This window comes from Pseudomonas sp. D1HM (assembly GCF_019266105.1).
GTDB classification, from domain to species: domain Bacteria; phylum Pseudomonadota; class Gammaproteobacteria; order Pseudomonadales; family Pseudomonadaceae; genus Aquipseudomonas; species Aquipseudomonas taetrolens.
Genome location: NZ_LRMN01000009.1, coordinates 36,291 through 57,674, shown reverse-complemented (window position 1 = coordinate 57,674; position 21,384 = coordinate 36,291). Strand labels below are relative to the sequence as shown.

Here is a 21,384-nt window from a genome sequence, read left to right as displayed (position 1 = left end):
CGTATATCCGACAGGCATAAGCAGGAAGGTCGCGCGAATTACCCTGGGAGATCTGTGCGCTTGCCACTGTGCTACCGAACGTCGAAAGGCGATGGGATGAGCGTACAGAAGTCAGCCGAAGCCGTAGTAAGTGGCGGTTAACCGCGCCACCAAGGGCCGAACAAGTTATGCCGCCAGTAGGCGTCAGAGTCTCGTTGAATACCGAAATGCAGACATTTCACCAAGAGAAGACTGTTACTCCGAGTCCCGGACAGTATCCGAGGATGACGGCTGGCAGTGCACAGGTATCAGCGGCGTCTATGGCGTGGACGAACGCGGAGCCGGACGCGCTGATGGAGCGAGTGCTTGCACCTGCCAACCTGCGGCGTGCGTATCAACGCGTGGTCAGCAACAAGGGCGCACCGGGTGCTGATGGCATGACGGTCGACGACTTGGCGGACCACGTGAAACAGTATTGGCCGATCCTCAAGGTGAGGCTGCTGGCTGGCGAGTATCACCCGCAGGGTGTGCGCGCCGTGGACATCCCCAAACCCAAAGGTGGAACACGGCAATTGGGCATCCCCAGTGTCGTGGATCGCCTGATCCAGCAGGCGTTGCTGCAACAGCTCACGCCGATCTTCGACCCCTTGTTCTCGGATTACAGCTACGGCTTTCGTCCGGGCAGAAGCGCTCACCAAGCGATCGAAACGGCTCGCAGCCATGTGGCAGCGGGTCACCGTTGGTGCGTGGAACTCGATTTGGAGAAGTTCTGTGATCGGGTCAACCACGACGTCCTGATGGCCTTAGTGGCGCGTCAAATCGAAGACAGGCGTGTACTCACGCTGATCCGTCGTTACCTCGAAGCGGGAGTGATGTCGGGCGGACTCGTCAGTCGACGGCAGGAAGGGACGCCGCAAGGCGGCCCGCTCTCGCCATTGTTGTCGAACATCCTGCTCAACGAACTCGACCGCGAACTGGAACGGCGAGGCCATCGCTTCGTGCGTTATGCCGACGACGCGAACATCTATGTGCGCAGTCAGCGAGCTGGCACGCGGGTGATGGCCGGCGTTGAGGGTTTCCTGAATCGGCGCCTGAAGCTGACGCTGAACCGGGGAAAGAGCCACGTAACACGGCCTTGGGTCTGCGACTACCTAGGGTATGGGATGAGCTGGCATCAGCAACCGAGACTGAGAGTGGCGAGGATGAGCCTGGGTCGCTTGCGCGACCGGTTAAGAGACCTGCTGCGCGGGGCGCGGGGCCACAAGATGGCGAATGTCATCGAGCGGATAAACCCTGTGCTGCGCGGGTGGGCAGGCTACTTCAAGCTCAGTCAGAGCAAACGGCCACTTGAGGAAATTGACGGCTGGGTGCGGCGCAAACTTCGCTGCGTCGTCTGGCGTCAATGGAAGCGGCCCTCAACGAGGGCACGCAACTTGATGCGCCTGGGGCTTAGCGAAGCTCGCGCCTGCAAATCAGCCTTCAATGGCCGAGGCCCATGGTGGAGCTCGGGAGCATCTCATATGAATCAGGCGCTGCCGAAGAAGCTATGGGATCAACTTGGGTTGGTCTCGGTACTGGATACGATAAACCGGCTTAGCCGCATAGCTTGAACCGCCGTATACGGATCCGTACGTACGGTGGTGTGAGAGGACGGCGGATGTAAATCCGCCTCCTACTCGATGCTGGATGTGCCATGACATTTGGTACGACGCGTTTCGCACTGGCGGCAGGCCCAATTTCCACGCACATTTTGCTCGACTGTGTACACGCCCGGTGTGTAATCGAGCTTCTCGCTGATGTCCTCGCCGATGCGCTGAAGTGGCAGCCGCAAGCGGATTGGGTGGTTTCTTGTTCGTGACGGATCATGATGCGTGGAAACTGCGACGGCAGCGGCGCATGCTTGGGTTTCTGACGTGGCTCGGCCGGTACCGGTGGCGTATTGACCGCCTTCAACTCGGCTTCGATGGCCGCGATATCAGTCTCGAGCAGGTCATCGAGCAAGCTGTCTTGGTCGGGACTCAGCTGCTCGCTGCGCTTGGCAAACTTGTGCCATTTGCGGATGGCGATCTAATGAGCATGGTGCTCGTTGACCGTTTCGAGGCGATGTATCTTCTGACCCATCGGGTTGACCTGGGACAACAGCTGCATGGCCTGTACCGCCAAAGCGCGCAGCTGTTCCGGTGTCATCTGGTCGAGGTTGGGCGAGGAAGTCATGCCGTTGATTGTGCCAGAGCAGGCGTTCAGCGGCGATAAACCGATAGGCGAGTCGCAGGTGCTAAAGCAGTGTGATCGAGCCGCTCGCGCCGACCCGCTGCCAAGGCAAACCTAGTACCGATGCTTGAAGTTGCTCGTTATCGAGTTCGATTTCCGATCCATGACGGATACCGTGCCAGTAAACTTGCTTTGATTTAATCGTCGCGCTGCAACCCAGATTCCCACGCCGTCATGCACCAGTACTTTCATCCGGTTGGCGCGGCGATTGGCAAAGAGATAGGCACAGTTCGGCGATCACTCGGGCCAGCGCGGTCTCGGTAAGCGGTGTCGCCAATGAGGCATTCCGGCTTGCGTGGAACTGCGTTTCAATGCGATCGATCATCGTCTTGGTGCTCTCGACTTCTGCGGTTCGATGAGCCGGTGTGGGTTCCACATCCATGATCACGCCGTGCTCGGTATCGATCAGATAAGTAGAGTAAGCGTAGAATGCTGGGCCACCTGGAGCTGCGGCCCAACGGGCTTGAGGATCAGTCAGCGATAGGCGCTTCGGTAGCGTTTCGGCCAGAGCCTCATCATCGAGTGCCTCAAGATACTCACGCACGGCGCGGGTGCTCAGGGCCGGATCGCTCCAGTTGACCGGTTCATCACCCGGTACACCGCGCTGCCGGCTGGCATCAGCTTTGATGATGCTGGCGTCCACGGCGAAGCCTTCACCTTTGACCAAGCCTGCGTCCATGCAACGACGCAGCACTTCATTGAACAGCCAGCGAAAGAGATCGCTGTCCCGAAAACGGCCGTGTCGGTTTTTGGAAAAGGTCGAGTGATTGGGGACTTCATCTTCAAGGCTCAATCGGCAGAACCAGCGATACGCCAAGTTCAAATGGGCCTCTTCGCACAACCGCCGCTCTGAGCGAATGCCGTAGCAATAGCCCACGATCAACATGCGGATCATCAATTCGGGATCAATCGACGGGCGCCCAATCGGGCTGTAGAAGTCGGCGAGGTGATGGCGCAAATCGCTCAGATCGAGACACCGATCAATGCTGCGCAGAAGGTGATTGGCTGGGATGTGATCTTCAAGGTTGAACGAGTAAAACAGTCGCTCCTGCCCACTCGATAATTGTCCCATCATGCTGTGTGATCCCCCGCCGGCCAATGAAGCAATTTTGCCGCAGGCCAGACAGGGGAGCTACTTTTTCAACAGAATCAGCCGTTTTCTGACCTTCGCTTAGTGGGTGAACTGCCAGGATTTTCCTAGACGATGAGTGAGTAATTGCATGGTCAGCAAATAGTAATAGCGCGTCGATTCAGTGCGCTGGTTTAGATGGTGATTCAAAAACCATGCAAGGTGTTTTCTCTGCCAAGTCCATGGATTGTCGCATTGCCAGCGCTCAGCGATCGCTGTTTGGATAGTCTTCGCCTGACGCAGGTGGCGTTGGCGTGTGGTGTGTGACCCGGTCAAGACGCCCGCCAGGAACAGCTCCATATCGAATGCCGTGTTCATGCTCGACCACCAATGTAAGCCGATACCACGCCGATACGGCCGTGCCCCAGCTCATAGCTGATTTGTACTCGGGCCTCCTGATCGAGGTGTCGGTTGAGCTGATAGCAATGGCCACCGTTGATAGGCGCGGGATGATGGGTGATTTGCTCGTAACGTTCGCATGCATAGGCTGCCCGCAATTCATGGAAGCCTTTGAGGTTGTTCTTATGGAGGATGTCCCGTGCGGGGCCGACGATTCCCTGCAAGAAATCGAGGTAGCGTTCGTTCGGTGCAAGCAGGTTGCGGCTATCGTCGGGCGAGACCTTTTCGGCAAACCTCAGTGCGTCACGAATATGATCATCCTCCCTGATCCAGCGAGGTGCTGACGCGCCTGAACGGCCACCTTTGGTACCGTCCTGGATGTTGATCTTGCCGTATTGTTCGACCTCATGCTTCAAGCGCGGAAGGTCGGCCAAAATCGCCTCGCGTAAGCGCATGCCTGTGGCTCGTGCCAGCTGCACGATGGCAGCCGCGCGCGGCAGTTGGTATTCGCAGAGCGCCTCGACGATCCGCTTCACCTGTTCACGATCCTGGCCTTGCGGGGCTGCTGTGCGGACAGTTGTGCGCTGCAGTCCTAAAGCCTTGCTCGGACTCGACACCTTCACATACTGATCACCTCGCAGCGCGGCCATGGTCCGATTCGCACTGGATAATCGGTTTTGCGCAGTCGCGATAGCGAGCTCACCTTGTTCAACTTGCTGGCGCAGATACCCGGCGTAGTCCAGCAAGGTCTGCCGATCAATTTGTCGCGCATCGTTAAACCCTGGTCCATCCTCCGACCGACACCAGCGTACAAACGCCTGCCAGCGATCACTGTGCGCCTTGACCGTGCCGTAATGCCCACCGCCGAACATGTCTTTCAACGCCTGCGGCCCGGCGTAGCTCAATTGCCGGCCATAGCCAAAATTGCGCTCGTCCCGTTTACCGACCAACGCCATGATCAAACTCCTCTCGAAGTCAAAACGTTGAAGCTTTTCCCCACGTCATCCCGCCAAGAATGTTGAGTGTTATCAGGGATCAAGGCCCCTGCGACCTGTGAGGGTTGTCCACTAGCGCGGGACTGGCGGCTCTTTACGACCGGGAGCTTGGGCATCTCATGATCTGGCCTCCTGAACACCGTTACCGGTGGGCGGGTGGAGGCTGCACTGGCTGACGAGACCAGTGCCGCGAGATCCTGAGTCAGGTGAAGGCAGTGAAGCGATGACCGGGGCATGCCTGACTGTCAGTCAGGTGCAGTCCATCCCGTGGGCTGCGGCACCATCATCTGCATCGCTGTTGCTGGTGACTTCGGTGTTTGTCACGCCGATTGTCACGAGGGGGAATGCCGCAAAGCCTTGTACGAGTTGGGTTGCCGCAGCGGTAGGAGCGCCCGTCTCTTTCCGGAAGAAAGAGACGGGCGCAGGTTGGCGCAATGAAATGGCCAAGCGGATAGGTTGCTGCAGGGCAGCTATGAAAGGGAATGAGTTGCCGCAGTGGGCACGCTGGTAAAAGTAGGCATCCATCACATCGCTGTGACCGTGCGAACCGCCGGACGCTAATCGCACTTTGGGAGAACCACCACGGTGTGGCGTAGCCTTAAAGGTTCTGGCTACCTGGGTTGCTGTCAACGACAGCGCTTTGCCCGATCTTTTCTACGCCTGTCGATAATTCAGGTCAAGGCTCGAATTTTCCGGAGTTCTGCGGCGGTGGATGAAATTATCCACCGGTGGAAATTAGTGGTTTTCCACAGATAGCTGTATGGGCTTTAGATTTTTTAAGTGAGGTCCATCCAAGCAGGGCGGCTTTGCAGCCCTGTTTGGATGGACCCGCGTGGAAGGCTGGGCTGTGAGATCTCACCGACTTACCAGTGTTGGAATGCGCCTCGGTAGTTTTGCAAGGCGATGATGTTGTCGTCGACCGGGTCGAATTGGTGAGGCGTCACGTGATCACTGAGTCGCCGTTGAGTCTGTCTCGATAGGCAACTTTTGGAGGTGATCATCTTTGTGTGCATGGGATGCTGTTAGAGGCGGTGCAGGAGGGCGTGCGAGGAACTGATTAACGCGAGTATCAAATTGATCGCGAAGGTTGGCTGTAATGCCTTCTTTGAGGGCGTCGAGATAGTCTGCATACCACTGCATCATGATCCGACGTTGCGGCAGGTATAGGGCTTGATTGTACTCGCCAGAGATGCCGCCCTCGACGTGAGCCAGCTGGCTTTCGACATGGTCCTTCAGCCAGCCATGTTCGCGCAGCAGCGTGCTTGCGGTATGACGAGTGCCATGGCTGACGAGTCGTCCTTTATAGCCGATCTTGGCGAACACCAGGTTGATCGTGTTTTCACTGATGACTGGCTGCTTTTCACCATTGCCTGGGAATAGATACCGACTGCGGCCAGTGCTTTGGTTCAGTTTGGTAAGCATGGCGATCAATTGATGAGGTAGAGGGCTGACGTAGTCTCTGCGCATCTTCATGCGGGCGGCCGGGATGGTCCATATCCCTTCCTCAAAATCGATTTCCTCCCATTTTGCGTAGCGAACCATGCCGGGGCGGCTCGCCGTCAGAATTGTCATCCATGATGCAATCCTCGCTGGTAGCCGGCTGGTGGTCTTGCTTAAGGCCCGGAGAAACTCAGGTAGTTCGTGTTCGTGCAGATGTGGGTAGTGTTGAGTGGGCGGTGGGGCTATCGCAATGGCATGGAGTTCGGAGGCTGGATTGTGTTCGCACAGGCCGCGTGCAATGGCTTGACTGAAAATCTGTTTCAGCCAGGTCCGGGTCTTGTCCGCAACATTGAAGGCGCCTCGTTTTTCGATGCAGGCCTGCAGTTTTGCGCAGTCGCTTCGCGTGATGAGCTCCAGTTGCTTCTCGCCGAGAGCGGGCAGTAGATCCTTATCGAGATAGTCGCGGATCTTCTTCAGCGTCGCGCTGCTGCGGCCGGAGTCCGATTTGAATTGGTACCAGTACTCCGCGGCTCGCCTGAAGGTGTTGAGCCCGGCCTCCTGCTGTCGCAGTTTGTCATCGCGGCGTTTGGCGCCGGGGTTGGTGCCTTGCTTGAGTAGGTTGCGGCATTCTGCAGCTCGTTCACGGGCTTCCTGCAAGGAGATATGCGGATACACGCCCAGTGACATGCGCGCCGCCCGCCCCTGATAGGTGTACCGGAAGTGCCAATACTTGCTGCCGTTGGGTTTCACCAGCAAGGCAAGACCCGAACTATCACTCAACGTGAACGGTCTGTCGGCAGGCTTGGACGCTTTGATTTGCAAGACGGTCAATGGCATCGCTGTACACCTCCGGTTCTCGAACTGGAATATGTACAGAAAATGTACCAAAAAGAGGCTGGCTTGCAAGAGATGGGGGTGGAACCCCAGAGACCAAAAAGCCCGCAGTTAGCGGGCTCTAGGGGTGTTACGTAGACGTTGGTAGTCGTCTATGTACTGCAAATGGTGCCCCGAGGGAGAATCGAACTCCCACTTCTTTCGAAAACGGATTTTGAATCCGCCGCGTCTACCAATTCCGCCATCAGGGCTCAATGGCGGCGAAGTATAGAGACGAGGTTTAGGCCGGTCAACAACTTATTGGTCTATTTTTACTAAGTCCGTTAAACTCCCCGGCCCTGCTAGACGAAACCTATCATGCGCGTTGCTGACTTTACTTTCGAACTCCCGGATTCACTCATCGCACGCCATCCTTTGGCGGAGCGCCGCAACAGTCGCCTGCTGACCCTCGATGGGGAGAGCGGGGCGCTGGCACATCGTCAATTCACTGATTTGCTTGAACATTTACGCTCGGGCGATTTGATGGTGTTTAACAATACCCGGGTGATTCCGGCGCGTTTGTTCGGCCAAAAGGCTTCGGGCGGCAAGCTGGAAATCTTGGTTGAGCGGGTGCTCGACAGTCATCGGGTACTGGCGCATGTGCGCTCCAGCAAGTCGCCAAAACCAGGGTCGAAGATCCTGATTGATGGCGGTGGCGAAGCCGAGATGCTGGCACGTCATGATGCGTTGTTCGAGCTGGGCTTTGCCGAAGAGGTTTTGCCCCTGCTGGACCGTGTCGGGCATATGCCATTGCCGCCGTACATTGATCGCCCGGACGAAGGTTCGGATCGCGAGCGTTATCAAACGGTGTACGCCCAGCGCCTGGGGGCGGTGGCAGCACCGACGGCGGGGCTGCATTTTGACGAGCCGCTGATGCAGGCGATCGCTGCCAAGGGCGTTGAAACGGCATTTGTGACGCTGCATGTGGGGGCGGGTACGTTCCAGCCGGTGCGGGTTGAGCGTCTTGAAGATCACCATATGCACACCGAATGGCTCGAAGTGGGTCAGGACGTGGTCGATGCGGTGGCGGCCTGCCGTGCACGTGGCGGCCGGGTGATTGCCGTGGGCACTACCAGCGTCCGTTCGCTGGAGAGTGCGGCGCGCGATGGTGTGCTCAAGCCGTTCAGTGGTGACACCGATATCTTTATCTTCCCGGGCCGACCGTTCCATGTGGTCGATGCTTTGGTAACCAACTTCCATTTGCCGGAATCCACGCTCTTGATGCTGGTTTCGGCGTTCGCCGGTTATCCCGAAACCATGGCGGCCTATAAGGCTGCGGTTGAGCATGGGTACCGCTTCTTTAGTTACGGTGATGCAATGTTCATCACCCGCAATCCTGCGCCGACGGCTCCTGCCCCGGCCCCAGAGGATCAAGCATGAGCAATTGTCGTATGTCCTTCGAGCTGCTGGCCACTGATGGCAAGGCTCGTCGTGGTCGCCTGACCTTCCCCCGTGGTGTGGTTGAAACCCCAGCGTTCATGCCGGTCGGTACCTACGGCACGGTCAAAGGCATGTTGCCGCGTGATATCGAGGCCATCGGCGCGCAGATGATTCTGGGCAACACCTTCCACCTGTGGCTGCGCCCGGGCACGGAAGTCATCAAGAAGCACGGTGACCTGCATGATTTCATGAAGTGGCAGGGTCCGATCCTGACCGATTCCGGTGGTTTCCAGGTGTTCAGCCTGGGCGCCATGCGCAAGATCAAGGAGGAGGGCGTGACCTTCGCTTCGCCGGTCGATGGCGCCAAGGTGTTCATGGGCCCGGAAGAGTCTATGCAGGTTCAGCGTGACCTGGGCTCCGATGTCGTGATGATTTTTGACGAGTGCACGCCGTACCCGGCCGATGAAGATGTGGCGCGGGTGTCCATGGAGCTGTCGTTGCGCTGGGCGCAGCGCTCCAAGAACGCTCATGGGGATAACACGGCGGCTCTGTTTGGCATCGTTCAGGGCGGCATGCACCAGAACCTGCGTGAGCGCTCGCTCGAAGGTCTGAACAAGATCGGCTTTGATGGCCTGGCCATTGGCGGTTTGTCGGTGGGCGAGCCCAAGCACGAAATGATCAAGGTGCTGGATTACCTGCCGGGGATGATGCCTGCTGACAAACCTCGTTACCTTATGGGGGTTGGCAAGCCAGAAGATCTGGTTGAGGGTGTGCGCCGCGGTGTGGACATGTTCGATTGCGTGATGCCAACCCGTAATGCCCGCAATGGGCATCTGTTTATTGATACCGGTGTATTGAAGATCCGCAATGCGTTCCATCGCCATGATGATTCGCCGCTGGATCCGACCTGTGACTGTTACACCTGCCAGAACTTCTCGCGTGCTTATCTGCATCATCTGGACAAGTGCGGCGAAATGTTGGGCAGCATGCTCAATACCATCCACAATTTGCGGCACTATCAGGTGCTCATGGCTGGTTTGCGCGAGTCTATTCAACAGGGTACATTGGCGACCTTTGTCGATGCCTTCTATGCCAAGCGCGGGCTGCCTGTGCCGCCTTTGGACTGAGTTTCGGACCTTTAAGAAACAACTTTGCAACTGGAGTGCTTAATGAGCTTTTTCATCTCTTCCGCTTTCGCGGACGCTGCTGCACCTGCCGCTGCTGGCCCTATGGGCGGTGGTTTTGAATGGATTTTCCTGGTCGGCTTCCTGGTCATCTTCTACCTGATGATCTGGCGTCCACAGGCCAAGCGCGCCAAAGAGCAGAAAGCCCTATTGGGTAACCTGCAAAAAGGTGACGAAGTTGTAACGACTGGCGGTATCGCCGGCAAGATCACCAAAGTATCCGATGCTTTTGTTGTGATCGAAGTGTCTGACACTGTCGAGCTGAAAATTCAGAAAGGCTCTGTTGCAGCCACGTTGCCCAAGGGCACGCTGAAAGCGATCTAAAGTTTCAAATTTTAACAATCGACGGGGCGCGCAAGGCGCCCCGCGTTTTAAGCGGGCGGCGTGATTGATGCTGAACAAATACCCTCTGTGGAAATACATTCTGATCCTGGCCGTGCTGGCGATCGGTTTTATTTATTCTGCTCCCAATCTGTACCCTGATGACCCGGCCATTCAGGTGTCGGGCGCGAGCACGGCTCTGCAGGTCACTCAAGCTGATCTGGAGCGTGCAAGCAAGGCGCTGGCTGATGCGGGCATTGTCGTAAAAGGCGCTACCCTGGCCGACAACGGCAAGGGCGGCCTGCTGCGTCTGGTCAGCAAGGACGATCAGCTTCCGGCCAAGGATGTGGTGCGCAAGGCTTTGGGTGATGACTACGTCGTTGCGCTCAACCTGGCACAGACCACGCCTCAATGGTTGCGTAGCCTGGGTGCTCACCCAATGAAATTGGGTCTGGACTTGTCGGGTGGTGTGCACTTCCTGTTGGAAGTGGACATGGACAAGGCCGTTGACGCGCGCATGAAAGTCTACGAGAGCGACGTCAAGAGCCTGTTGCGTAAAGACAAGGTGCGTTATCGCAGCCTGCCGCAGCTCAATGGCTCCATTCAACTGGGCTTTGCTGATGAAGCAGTCCGTGAGCAAGCGCGTAGCCTGATTCGCAAGAACTTCAATGACTTCGACGTAACGGCCGCCGATCTTAATGGTCAGCCGGTTCTGCGTCTGGCGATGACCCCGGCCAAGCTGGCGGAAATCCGTGAATACTCCATCAAGCAAAACCTGACAACGGTCCGTAACCGGGTCAACGAATTGGGTGTTGCCGAGCCATTGGTTCAGCGTCAGGGTGCCAACCGCATCGTGGTTGAACTGCCAGGCGTACAAGACACCGCCGAAGCCAAGCGTATTCTGGGCAAGACGGCCAACCTTGAGTTCCGTCTGGCAGCAGAGCCGGGCGCTTCGAAAGCGACTTCTGAAACGTTCGAGTTCCGCGAAGGCAATCGTCCTACTGCACAAATCGAGCGTGGTCTGATCATCACGGGTGATCAGGTGACAGACGCTCAGGCAGGTTTTGACGAGCAGGGCCGTCCACAGGTGAACATCAAGCTTGATGGTCACGGTGGTGAGTTGATGAGCCGTTCGACCCGCAGCAATGTCGGCCGCAGCATGGCGGTGATCTTCATCGAGCAGAAGCCGGTGACGTCCTACACCAAGCAAGTGGTCAACGGTGTCGAAAAAGAAGTGCCGGTCCAGGCCTTCAAGGAAGAGAAAAAAATCATCAGCCTGGCGACCATCCAGTCGCCGCTGGGCAGCCAGTTCCGTATTACAGGCCTGAACGGTCAGGGCGAGGCTTCCGAGCTGGCTCTGCTGTTGCGTGCCGGTGGTCTGGCAGCGCCGATGTACTTTGCTGAAGAGCGCACCATTGGTCCTAGCCTGGGCGCTGACAACATCGTCAAGGGTATCGATGCTTCGCTGTGGGGCATGCTGTTCGTGTCGCTGTTCATTATCGCCATCTACCGCTTCTTCGGTGTGATCGCGACGGTGGCCCTGGCGGTGAACATGGTGCTGCTGCTGGCGCTGATGTCGTTGCTGGGCGCGACCCTGACCTTGCCGGGTATTGCCGGTATCGTATTGACGATGGGTATGGCGGTCGATGCCAACGTGCTGATCTTCTCGCGTATTCGTGAGGAAATTGCCGCGGGCATGTCGGTTCAGCGAGCCATCAATGAAGGCTTCAGTCGTGCGTTTACGGCGATTGTCGACTCCAACCTGACAACACTGTTGGTCGGCGGGATTCTCTTTGCCATGGGTACCGGGCCGGTTAAAGGCTTTGCGGTGACCATGTCCCTCGGGATCTTTACCTCGATGTTCACGGCCATCATGGTGACCCGCGCAATGGTCAACCTGATCTACGGCGGTCGGGACTTCAAGAAGTTGTGGATTTAAGGGGCTGCCATGTTACGTACAATCAACTTCATGGGCGTTCGCAACGTTGCGTTCGGCGTCACTGTACTGCTTACCGTGCTGGCCTTGTTCAGCATGTTCCACAAGGGCATGAACTACGGTCTGGACTTCACCGGCGGTACGCTCATCGAGCTGACCTACGAGAAGCCCGCTGACCTGACCAAGGTGCGTTCGGAGCTGGCTTCGGCCGGTTTCGAGGACGCCGTGGTGCAAAGCTTTGGTGCGACTACCGATCTGTTGGTGCGTATGCCGGGCGATGACCCTTTGCTGGGTAATCGCGTTGCAGAGGCTCTGGGGCAGGCGGATAACACCAACCCGGCGGTGATCAAGCGCGTCGAGTTCGTAGGGCCGCAGGTGGGTGAAGAGCTGCGCGACCAGGGCGGCCTTGGCATGCTCATGGCGTTGGGCGGCATCATGATTTACCTGGCTTTCCGCTTTCAGTGGAAGTTTGCGGTCGGCGCGATTGCGTCCCTGGTGCATGACGTGATCGTCACCATGGGGGTGCTGTCGTTCTTCCAGATCACCTTCGACCTGACGGTGCTGGCGGCGGTGCTGGCGATCATCGGTTATTCGCTCAACGACACCATTGTGGTGTTTGATCGGGTGCGTGAGAACTTCCGGGTTCTGCGCAAGGCCAGTCTGATCGACAACATCAACATTTCGACCACGCAGACGCTGCTGCGTACCATGGCGACCTCGATCTCCACGTTGCTGGCGATCATGGCGCTGCTGGTCTTTGGTGGCGATAACCTGTGGGGCTTCTCGATTGCGCTCTTCGTGGGTGTATTGGCGGGTACTTACTCGTCGATCTACATTGCGAACGTGGTGCTGATCTGGCTGAACCTGAGCAGTGAGGATTTGATTCCTCCTGTGACCAGCGACAAGGAAATCGACGACCGTCCATGATGGTTGCTTGATGTCCAGGTGACACCTAAAAGGCGCGAGTATTGAACTCGCGCCTTTTTTTGTGCTCCAAGGGTTGGATTGATGTGGGACTGTTCCCACTTGTGATGGTCTGGAGGTTCAAGTGAACAAGTCTTTGCTAGTGGGTGCTGTATTGGGTGCTATCGGTGTCACTGCCGGGGGTGCTTTTGCAACCTATAGCCTGGTTAAAGGCGGTCCTGAGTCTGCGCAAGTACTGGCTGTCGTGCCGGTCAAACAACAGATCAAAACACCTCGTGAGGTGTGCAAGGACGTGACGGTGACTCGTCAGGCGCCGGTCAAGGATCAGCACCAGATCGTGGGTAGCGTGATTGGTGCGGTGGCGGGCGGCTTGCTCGGCAACCAGATCGGTGGTGGTAGCGGCAAGAAGATCGCAACGGTCGCAGGTGCGGTCGGCGGCGGTTATGCCGGCAACAAGGTTCAGGAAGGCATGCAGAATCGTGACACTTACACCACGACTCAAACGCGCTGCAACACGGTCAACGACATCAGTGACAAGGTAGTCGGTTATGACGTGCGTTATTCGCTGGACGGTAAGGAAGGCAAGGTGCGGATGGATCACGAGCCGGGTAACGAAATACCGGTGGGCAAGGATGGTCGACTGATTCTGGGGCAGAACGGACAATAAGGCTGGCTGTATTTCTGAATCGAATTTCAGCCATAAAAAAAGCATCCCGAGGGATGCTTTTTTTGTCTGCGGGATTCGCTTAGCGTTTCAGCGAAGCCGGCAGGTGTGGCTGGATTGCGGTCAGTACGGCTTTGAAGCACTTGGTGTTGCCGGCGACGATGTGGCCTTTTTCAAGGAAATCGTGGCTGCCGGTGAAGTCGCTGACGAGACCGCCAGCTTCCTGGATTAGCAGTGCGCCTGCAGCCATGTCCCACTCGGACAGGCCCGACTCCCAGAATGCATCAAAACGACCGGCGGCCACGTAGGCCAGGTCCAGGCTGGCAGCGCCTGCGCGACGGATACCGGCAGTCTGGCCTACCAGGCTGCGGAACATGCCCAGGTAGTTGTCCAGGTTGTCCATCTGGTTATCGCGGAACGGGAAGCCGGTACCCAGCAGGGCGCCTTCAAGGCTGGTACGACCGCTGACACGCAGGCGGCGACCGTTCAGTTGGGCGCCACGGCCACGGCTGGCGGTGAACTCTTCCTGGCGAACCGGATCAAGTACAACGGCGTGCTCAAGGCGGCCGCGGTATTTGCAGGCGATGCTGACGGCGAAGTGTGGAACGCCACGCAGGAAGTTGGTAGTGCCATCCAATGGGTCGATGATCCACAGGTAGTCTTCACCTTCACCGCTGCCTGGGTGCATGCCGGTTTCTTCACCGAGGATGCCGTGCGTCGGGTAAGCCTTGCGCAGGGCGTCGATGATTTTCTGTTCAGCAGCACGATCGACTTCAGAGACGTAATCCTTGGCGTCTTTTTCGTCAACCTTGATGGTATCCAGGCGCTCGATGGAGCGGAAAATCAATTCACTGGCGCTGCGGGCGGCGCGCAGCGCGATATTCAGCATGGGCTGCATGGACGTTTCACCTAAGGTTGTTAAAGAAAGCCGAATATTCTATCAGAAAATTTTGGCAGATGAAGGTTTGCGTTAGCTTTCATAGCTTATGCCGTTTTGCTTAGGTAAGATTTGCTCCCTTTTACCGGTCTGTGAGCGCTCCTTTGCTGCCTAATATTCGTGTCGTTCTGGTCAATACCAGTCATCCCGGGAACATCGGCGGGGCTGCGCGTGCCATGAAAAACATGGGGTTGTCGCGGCTGGTGCTGGTTGAACCCCGACTGTTTCCGCATCACGAAGCGGATGCGCGTGCGTCGGGAGCCGGTGACATTCTCGAAAATGCCCAGGTCGTTGCCACCCTGGAAGATGCGCTGGTGGGCTGCAATCTGGTGCTGGGCACCAGTGCCCGCGATCGTCGCATTCCCTGGCCGCTGCTGGATCCTCGCGAATGCGGGCAAAAAGTGGTCGAAGAGGCGAGTCAGGGGGCTGAAATTGCCCTGGTGTTCGGTCGCGAAGACTCGGGCCTGACCAATGATGAATTGCAGCGTTGTCATTTTCACGTTCATATTCCCTCGGACCCGGAATTCAGTTCGCTGAACCTGGGGGCTGCCGTACAGGTGCTGAGTTACGAGATCCGCATGTCCTGGCTTGCGGCTCAGGGTCAGCCGAGCAAGGTCGAGAAGGACGAAGTGGCGTCCACCAAGAGCGGCGAGCTGGCAACAATGGATGAGCTGGAGCGCTTTTATGAGCATCTGGAGCAGACGTTGGTGGCCATCGAGTTTCTTGATCCGGAAAAGCCGCGTCACCTGATGGCGCGCTTGCGTCGACTGTACGGGCGCAGCGCTGTCAGCCGTGCAGAGATGAACATTTTGCGTGGCATCCTCACCGAAACCCAAAAAGCAGCCCGTGGCGAGCTGCTCAAGCGCAAGGATTAACGATGTTCGAGCGTCTGCGTGAAGATATTCAGAGTGTTTTTCACCGTGATCCGGCTGCACGCAATGCGTTTGAGGTGCTGACGTGCTATCCGGGGATGCATGCCATCTGGATTCATCGTCTGTCTGCCTTATTGTGGGGGGCTGGCTGGAAATGGCTGGCTCGCCTGGTCTCGAACTTTGGCCGCTGGCTGACCGGGATTGAGATTCATCCGGGTGCCAAGGTGGGGCGCCGCTTCTTCATAGATCACGGCATGGGCATTGTGATCGGTGAAACCGCCGAGATCGGCAATGACGTGACGCTGTATCAGGGGGTAACCCTGGGCGGTACCAGCTGGAACAAGGGTAAGCGTCACCCGACGCTGGAAGATGGCGTTGTGGTAGGTGCTGGGGCCAAGGTGCTGGGGCCGTTCACGGTGGGGGCGGGTGCCAAGGTTGGTTCCAATGCCGTGGTGACCAAGGCCGTGCCTGCCGGTGCGACGGTTGTGGGGATTCCGGGACGTATCATTGTCAAAAATGATGATGAGACCGAGGCCAAGCGCAAGGCGATGGCAGAAAAGATCGGTTTTGATGCGTATGGCGTAGGCGAGGACATGCCGGATCCGGTGGCGCGTGCCATCGGTCAGTTGCTGGACCATTTGCAGGCGGTCGACGGCAAGCTCGACGGCATGTGTGGTGCGCTCAAGGATCTGGGGAGTTCTTACTGCGCTCAGGAGTTGCCTGAGTTGCGTGAAGAAGACTTTGCCTGCGTCAAGGATGGGGACGAAAGCAAGGCGGTCTGATCGTGCGCTCGCCGCCAGGCTTGCGGTTGTCGCAGGTGTCGCGTGTACGAGTGCTGCCCGGGCGGGGGGTGTATCCGGTGGCGGGTACGGGCTGTTTGAAAGCCGAAGAGCCTTCAGGGCGGGGCGCCGGCGCGATCTCCCGTGTGCCATTGCGTCGCAGACCCTGCTACAATGCGCGCGCTCTTTTGCGGGTAATCCCGACTAAAGTACTAGGTCTAATAGTTGACTTAAATGGTCGGGTATAGCATACTCGCCCTCATTCCGAATTCCGTGGTACCTGTCCATGAGACTGACTACAAAAGGCCGTTACGCCGTAACTGCAATGCTCGATTTGGCGTTGCACGCACAGCACGGGCCGGTGTCCCTGGCCGATATTTCCGAGCGCCAAGGCATCTCTCTATCCTACCTTGAGCAACTGTTTGCCAAGTTGCGCCGCAGCAGTCTGGTATCCAGTGTGCGTGGCCCCGGTGGCGGCTATCAGCTGTCGCGCGACATGCAAGGGATTCAGGTTGCCCAGGTCATCGATGCAGTGAACGAGTCCGTCGACGCCACGCGTTGCCAGGGCCTTGGCGATTGCCATGCCGGCGACACGTGCCTGACCCACCATTTGTGGTGCGACCTGAGCCTGCAGATCCACGATTTTCTCAGCGGTATCAGCTTGGCTGATCTTGTCACTCGCCGTGAGGTACAAGAAGTAGCCCAGCGTCAGGATCAGCGCCGCTGTAATGGCAAAGCGCCGCACCTGGATAAGATCGAAGCGTCCGCCGTCGAGTGATTGCATAAATACGACGGTGCGCCAGCCAGCCTGATTTAGGAGATAGTCCATGAAATTGCCGATTTACCTTGATTACTCAGCCACCACCCCGGTTGATCCGCGTGTTGCTCAAAAAATGAGCGACTGCTTGCTGGTTGACGGGAACTTCGGTAACCCAGCTTCCCGTTCTCACGTATTTGGCTGGAAAGCTGAAGAAGCGGTCGAAAACGGTCGTCGTCAGGTTGCAGATCTGGTTAATGCCGATCCGCGTGAGATTGTCTGGACCTCCGGTGCGACCGAGGCGAACAACCTGGCAATCAAGGGTGCTGCGCATTTCTATGCCACCAAGGGCAGGCACCTGATCACCGACAAGATCGAACACAAGGCCGTTCTCGACACCATGCGTCAGCTGGAGCGTGAAGGCTTTGAAGTGACCTACATCGAGCCGGGCGAAGATGGCCTGGTGACCCCGGCGATGGTCGAAGCCGCGATGCGTGATGACACCATCCTGGTTTCGATCATGCATGTGAACAACGAAATCGGCACCGTCAACGACATCGCGGCCATTGGTGAGCTGACTCGCTCCCGCGGCGTGCTGTTCCATGTCGATGCTGCACAGTCTACCGGCAAGGTTGAAATCGACCTGGCCAAGCTGAAAGTCGACCTGATGTCCTTCTCGGCCCACAAGACTTATGGCCCGAAAGGCATTGGTGCACTGTACGTCAGCCGCAAGCCTCGCGTCCGTATCGAAGCCACCATGCACGGCGGCGGTCACGAACGTGGCATGCGTTCGGGTACTCTGGCGACCCACCAGATTGTCGGCATGGGTGAAGCATTCCGCATCGCCAAAGAAGAGATGGCGGCTGAAAACGTCCGTATCAAAGCCTTGAGCGACCGCTTCTTCAAGCAGGTAGAACACCTTGAAGAACTGTATGTGAATGGCAGCATGATCGCGCGCGTTCCGCACAACCTGAACCTGAGCTTCAACTACGTTGAAGGCGAGTCGCTGATCATGGCGCTCAAGGATCTGGCTGTGTCGTCCGGCTCGGCTTGCACCTCCGCCTCCCTGGAGCCGTCCTACGTGTTGCGTGCCCTGGGCCGCAATGACGAGTTGGCTCACAGTTCGATTCGCTTCACCTTCGGTCGATTCACCACTGAAGAAGAGATCGATTACGCCGCGCAGAAGGTATGCGAGGCTGTTACCAAGCTGCGCGCCTTGTCGCCGCTGTGGGACATGTACAAAGACGGCATCGACATTTCGAAAATCGAATGGGCGGCGCACTAACAATTTAAGTCGCCGTTGGTAGACGCTGTAAAACGCAGCGAACAGCAGCTTTTACAGCGTCTCAAGAGCGACTCTCTGATGAGTGAGGATAAGTACCATGGCTTACAGCGAAAAGGTTATTGACCACTACGAAAACCCGCGCAACGTCGGCAAGATGAACGCGGAAGATCCAGATGTCGGCACCGGCATGGTCGGCGCGCCAGCGTGTGGTGACGTGATGCGTTTGCAAATCAAGGTTAACGAGCAGGGCATCATTGAAGACGCCAAGTTCAAGACCTATGGCTGTGGTTCGGCAATCGCTTCCAGCTCTCTGGCAACCGAGTGGATGAAGGGCAAGACTCTGGATGAAGCAGAGACCATCAAAAACACTCAGCTGGCTGAAGAACTGGCTTTGCCACCTGTGAAAATCCACTGCTCGGTACTCGCTGAAGACGCCATCAAGGCTGCTGTTCGCGACTACAAGCAGAAGAAAGGTTTGATCTGATCTGTGCTTGCCTGCCGGTAACGGCGTGGGCGCAGTGACGATACTGGCGATACGTAAGGAGTCCTGATGGCTATCAGCATGACAGAAGCGGCGGCTCGGCATATTCGTCGCTCCCTTGACGGGCGCGGCAAAGGTGAGGGGATTCGTCTGGGTGTTCGCACCACGGGCTGTTCCGGTCTTGCCTATGTGCTGGAGTTTGTCGATGAAGTGGGCGAAGAAGACCAGGTGTTCGAAACCCATGGCGAAAAAGTGATCATTGATCCCAAAAGCCTGACTTACCTTGACGGCACCGAGCTCGATTTCGTCAAGGAAGGTCTGAACGAAGGCTTCAAGTTCAATAATCCCAACGTGCGCGGCGAATGTGGCTGCGGCGAAAGCTTCAACATCTGAGGCTGCTCGTGGGTACTCCTTGTCATTTCGCCTTATTTGAACTGCAACCGAGTTTCACGCTGGATCTCGAGCAGTTGGCTACGCGCTACCGTGAACTGGCGCGTGGTGTTCATCCAGACCGTTTTGCTGACGCTTCCGAGCGTGAGCAGCGTCTGGCGCTAGAACAATCGGCCAGCCTCAACGAGGCCTACCAGACACTCAAGAGCCCACCCAAGCGCGCGCGGTACCTGCTTGCGATGAATGGGCGTGAGATGCCGCTGGAAGTGACCGTGCATGATCCCGAGTTTCTGATGCAGCAGATGCAATGGCGCGAAGAGCTTGAAGATTTGCAGGACAGTGCCGACATGCCCGGTATTGTGGCATTCAAGCGTCGGCTGAAGGTCGCTCAGGATGAACTGAACGATAGCTTTGCTGCTTGTTGGGATGATGCTGCGCAACGTGAGCAGGCCGAACGCCTGATGCGGCGCATGCAGTTCCTCGACAAGCTCACTTACGAAGTGCGCCAGTTAGAAGAGCGCCTCGACGATTAACCCAGTGCCGCCACGGTTGCACGCCTGATTACAGATAAGTCCTGATTACGATGGCCCTACTGCAGATCGCCGAACCCGGCCAAAGTCCTCAACCGCACCAGCGCCGTCTGGCTGTGGGGATTGACTTGGGCACTACCAATTCGTTGGTTGCTGCATTGCGCAGCGGCCTTTCCGAGCCTCTGGCTGATGAGCAGGGCAAAATCATTTTGCCCTCTGCCGTACGCTATCACGCTGATCGTGTCGAGGTCGGCGAGTCCGCGCGACTGGCAGCTTCCAGTGATCCTTTCAACACCGTGCTGTCGGTCAAGCGCTTGATGGGTCGTGGTCTTTCCGACGTCAAGCAATTGGGCGAACAGCTGCCTTACCGTTTTGTCGGCGGTGAATCGCATATGCCGTTCATTGACACCGTGCAGGGGCCGAAAAGTCCGGTAGAGGTGTCCGCCGATATTCTGAAAGTGCTGCGTGAGCGTGCTGAAAAGGCCTTGGGCGGTGAGTTGGTGGGGGCGGTGATTACCGTTCCGGCGTATTTCGATGACGCGCAACGTCAAGCGACCAAGGATGCTGCGCGGCTCGCAGGGCTGAATGTCCTGCGTTTGCTGAACGAGCCAACGGCCGCTGCTGTGGCATATGGTCTCGACCAGCATGCCGAAGGTCTTGTGGCCATCTATGACCTGGGTGGCGGCACATTCGACATCTCGATCTTGCGTCTGACCGGCGGTGTCTTTGAAGTATTGGCGACGGGCGGCGATAGCGCGCTTGGCGGCGATGACTTCGATCATGCGATTGCCAGCTGGATCGTTGAGCAGGCCGGTATGTCCGCCGACCTTGATCCGGGTACCCAGCGCAAGTTGTTGCAGATTGCCTGTGCGGCCAAGGAGGCGTTGACCGGTGCCCGCTCTGTATCCGTTGCTTATGGCGGCTGGCGTGCAGACCTGACCCGTGAAACCTTTGACGCCCTTGTCGAGCCGATGGTTGCGCGTAGCCTCAAGGCTTGTCGTCGCGCCGTGCGTGATGCCAATGTCGAGCTCGAAGAGGTCAAGGCGGTTGTGATGGTCGGCGGTTCGACCCGCGTGCCGCGCGTTCGTGAGGCCGTTGCCGAGATGTTTGGTCGCGAGCCGTTGACCGATATCGATCCTGATCAAGTGGTTGCCATTGGTGCTGCGATTCAGGCTGATACCCTGGCCGGTAACAAGCGCGATGGCGGTGAGTTGCTCCTGCTGGATGTGATCCCGCTGTCGCTTGGCCTTGAGACCATGGGTGGTCTCATGGAAAAGGTCATTCCGCGCAACACCACGATTCCTGTGGCGCGAGCGCAGGATTTCACCACGTACAAAGATGGCCAGACGGCCATGATGATTCACGTGCTGCAAGGTGAGCGTGAGTTGATCAGCGACTGTCGTTCCCTGGCGCGCTTTGAGTTGCGCGGTATCCCGCCGATGGTGGCCGGTGCTGCGAAAATTCGTGTGACCTTCCAGGTGGATGCAGACGGCTTGCTCAATGTGTCGGCCCGTGAACTGGGGTCGGGGGTTGAGGCGAGTATCCAGGTCAAGCCTTCCTACGGGTTGACCGATGGCGAGATCGCCAAAATGCTCAAGGATTCGTTCCAGCACGCCAGTGACGACAAGGTCGCGCGCGTATTGCGTGAACAGCAAGTCGATGCTCAACGCCTGATTGAAGCCGTGCAAGCGGCTCTGGCGGTTGATGGCGAGCGTTTGCTGGATGCTGAAGAGCGCATGGTCATCGAGCTGCAAATGCAGGAACTGTCCGAATTGATGAAAGGCACCGATGGTTATGCCATCGAGCAGCAGACCAAGCGTCTGTCGCAAGTGACCGATGCCTTTGCTGCCCGCCGCATGGACTTGACCGTCAAGGCTGCTCTGTCCGGGCGCAACCTGAATGAAATCGAGGAGTAATT

The 21,384-nt window shown here is 57.5% G+C and carries 20 protein-coding genes, 1 tRNA gene and 2 pseudogenes; 15 read left to right on the top strand and 8 right to left on the bottom strand.

The annotated features are described in order from the left end of the window. Positions 1–167: 167 nt before the first annotated feature. Positions 168–1,589, top strand: a complete 1,422-nt coding sequence (gene ltrA, locus AWM69_RS12890; protein WP_218727060.1) for a group II intron reverse transcriptase/maturase — start codon at positions 168–170, stop codon at positions 1,587–1,589. 101 nt (positions 1,590–1,690) lie between these two features. Here ltrA and AWM69_RS12885 read toward each other — a convergent pair. The 7 genes and pseudogenes from AWM69_RS12885 to AWM69_RS12855 form a co-directional block, all read right to left on the bottom strand. Beyond that, a pseudogene (locus AWM69_RS12885) lies at positions 1,691–2,193 on the bottom strand (IS66 family transposase zinc-finger binding domain-containing protein); the annotation flags it as partial. Positions 2,194–2,304: 111 nt separating this feature from the next. Continuing rightward, positions 2,305–2,442: a hypothetical protein gene (locus tag AWM69_RS23130; RefSeq protein ID WP_218727058.1), complete on the bottom strand. Its 138-nt coding sequence runs from the start codon at positions 2,440–2,442 to the stop codon at positions 2,305–2,307. Between the two features lie 68 nt (positions 2,443–2,510). Further along, positions 2,511–3,325 (bottom strand): annotated as a pseudogene (locus tag AWM69_RS12875) (transposase); the annotation flags it as partial. A 96-nt stretch (positions 3,326–3,421) separates the two neighbouring features. Beyond that, entirely contained in the window at positions 3,422–3,697 is a 276-nt protein-coding gene (locus AWM69_RS12870) for a hypothetical protein (RefSeq protein WP_218727057.1), read from the bottom strand. Next, a complete protein-coding gene (locus tag AWM69_RS12865; RefSeq protein WP_218727055.1) occupies positions 3,694–4,674 on the bottom strand; it encodes an integrase domain-containing protein in 981 nt (326 codons plus the stop codon). Before AWM69_RS12865 ends, AWM69_RS12870 begins: the two co-directional genes overlap by 4 nt. Positions 4,675–5,661: 987 nt before the next feature. Continuing rightward, positions 5,662–6,990 carry an integrase arm-type DNA-binding domain-containing protein gene (locus AWM69_RS12860; protein ID WP_068937302.1) on the bottom strand — a complete coding sequence of 443 codons (1,329 nt, stop codon included), beginning with the start codon at positions 6,988–6,990 and terminating at the stop codon, positions 5,662–5,664. A gap of 163 nt (positions 6,991–7,153) precedes the next feature. Further along, positions 7,154–7,238 (bottom strand) — tRNA-Leu (locus AWM69_RS12855). A gap of 106 nt (positions 7,239–7,344) precedes the next feature. Between AWM69_RS12855 and queA the strand changes: the two genes are divergently transcribed. From queA to AWM69_RS12825, 6 genes are all read left to right on the top strand, one after another. Beyond that, positions 7,345–8,406, top strand: coding sequence for a tRNA preQ1(34) S-adenosylmethionine ribosyltransferase-isomerase QueA (gene queA / locus AWM69_RS12850; protein WP_131652254.1), 1,062 nt, complete (start codon positions 7,345–7,347; stop codon positions 8,404–8,406). 11 nt (positions 8,407–8,417) lie between these two features. Next, on the top strand, positions 8,418–9,533 hold the full coding sequence (gene tgt / locus AWM69_RS12845) for a tRNA guanosine(34) transglycosylase Tgt (protein WP_048378106.1): 1,116 nt from the start codon (positions 8,418–8,420) through the stop codon (positions 9,531–9,533). Positions 9,534–9,575: 42 nt separating this feature from the next. Further along, positions 9,576–9,914: a preprotein translocase subunit YajC gene (gene yajC, locus AWM69_RS12840; protein ID WP_048378105.1), complete on the top strand. Its 339-nt coding sequence runs from the start codon at positions 9,576–9,578 to the stop codon at positions 9,912–9,914. A 67-nt stretch (positions 9,915–9,981) separates the two neighbouring features. After that, a complete protein-coding gene (gene secD / locus AWM69_RS12835; RefSeq protein WP_218727053.1) occupies positions 9,982–11,850 on the top strand; it encodes a protein translocase subunit SecD in 1,869 nt (622 codons plus the stop codon). Positions 11,851–11,859: 9 nt separating this feature from the next. Continuing rightward, positions 11,860–12,774, top strand: a complete 915-nt coding sequence (gene secF / locus AWM69_RS12830) for a protein translocase subunit SecF (protein WP_218727051.1) — start codon at positions 11,860–11,862, stop codon at positions 12,772–12,774. 121 nt (positions 12,775–12,895) lie between these two features. Next, on the top strand, positions 12,896–13,438 hold the full coding sequence (locus AWM69_RS12825) for a glycine zipper 2TM domain-containing protein (RefSeq protein ID WP_048378102.1): 543 nt from the start codon (positions 12,896–12,898) through the stop codon (positions 13,436–13,438). Positions 13,439–13,517: 79 nt separating this feature from the next. Here AWM69_RS12825 and suhB read toward each other — a convergent pair whose 3' ends face one another. Continuing rightward, on the bottom strand, positions 13,518–14,333 hold the full coding sequence (gene suhB / locus AWM69_RS12820) for an inositol-phosphate phosphatase (RefSeq protein ID WP_026013996.1): 816 nt from the start codon (positions 14,331–14,333) through the stop codon (positions 13,518–13,520). A gap of 143 nt (positions 14,334–14,476) precedes the next feature. On the opposite strand from suhB, the gene trmJ reads away from it, so the two are divergent. From trmJ to hscA, 8 genes are all read left to right on the top strand, one after another. Beyond that, positions 14,477–15,247 (top strand): tRNA (cytosine(32)/uridine(32)-2'-O)-methyltransferase TrmJ, encoded by a 771-nt coding sequence (gene trmJ / locus AWM69_RS12815; protein ID WP_048378101.1) that lies wholly within the window; start codon positions 14,477–14,479, stop codon positions 15,245–15,247. A gap of 2 nt (positions 15,248–15,249) precedes the next feature. Further along, positions 15,250–16,026 carry a serine O-acetyltransferase gene (gene cysE / locus AWM69_RS12810; RefSeq protein WP_218727049.1) on the top strand — a complete coding sequence of 259 codons (777 nt, stop codon included), beginning with the start codon at positions 15,250–15,252 and terminating at the stop codon, positions 16,024–16,026. A gap of 283 nt (positions 16,027–16,309) precedes the next feature. After that, on the top strand, positions 16,310–16,801 hold the full coding sequence (iscR, locus tag AWM69_RS12805; protein ID WP_003443378.1) for a Fe-S cluster assembly transcriptional regulator IscR: 492 nt from the start codon (positions 16,310–16,312) through the stop codon (positions 16,799–16,801). Between the two features lie 49 nt (positions 16,802–16,850). Next, positions 16,851–18,065: an IscS subfamily cysteine desulfurase gene (locus tag AWM69_RS12800; protein ID WP_218727047.1), complete on the top strand. Its 1,215-nt coding sequence runs from the start codon at positions 16,851–16,853 to the stop codon at positions 18,063–18,065. 97 nt (positions 18,066–18,162) lie between these two features. Next, positions 18,163–18,549, top strand: a complete 387-nt coding sequence (gene iscU / locus AWM69_RS12795; RefSeq protein ID WP_007929523.1) for a Fe-S cluster assembly scaffold IscU — start codon at positions 18,163–18,165, stop codon at positions 18,547–18,549. A gap of 66 nt (positions 18,550–18,615) precedes the next feature. Continuing rightward, positions 18,616–18,939 carry an iron-sulfur cluster assembly protein IscA gene (iscA, locus tag AWM69_RS12790; protein ID WP_016779604.1) on the top strand — a complete coding sequence of 108 codons (324 nt, stop codon included), beginning with the start codon at positions 18,616–18,618 and terminating at the stop codon, positions 18,937–18,939. Between the two features lie 8 nt (positions 18,940–18,947). After that, positions 18,948–19,469 carry a co-chaperone HscB gene (hscB, locus tag AWM69_RS12785; protein ID WP_218727046.1) on the top strand — a complete coding sequence of 174 codons (522 nt, stop codon included), beginning with the start codon at positions 18,948–18,950 and terminating at the stop codon, positions 19,467–19,469. 50 nt (positions 19,470–19,519) lie between these two features. Beyond that, entirely contained in the window at positions 19,520–21,382 is a 1,863-nt protein-coding gene (gene hscA / locus AWM69_RS12780) for a Fe-S protein assembly chaperone HscA (protein ID WP_218727044.1), read from the top strand. The last annotated feature ends 2 nt before the right edge of the window (positions 21,383–21,384 follow it).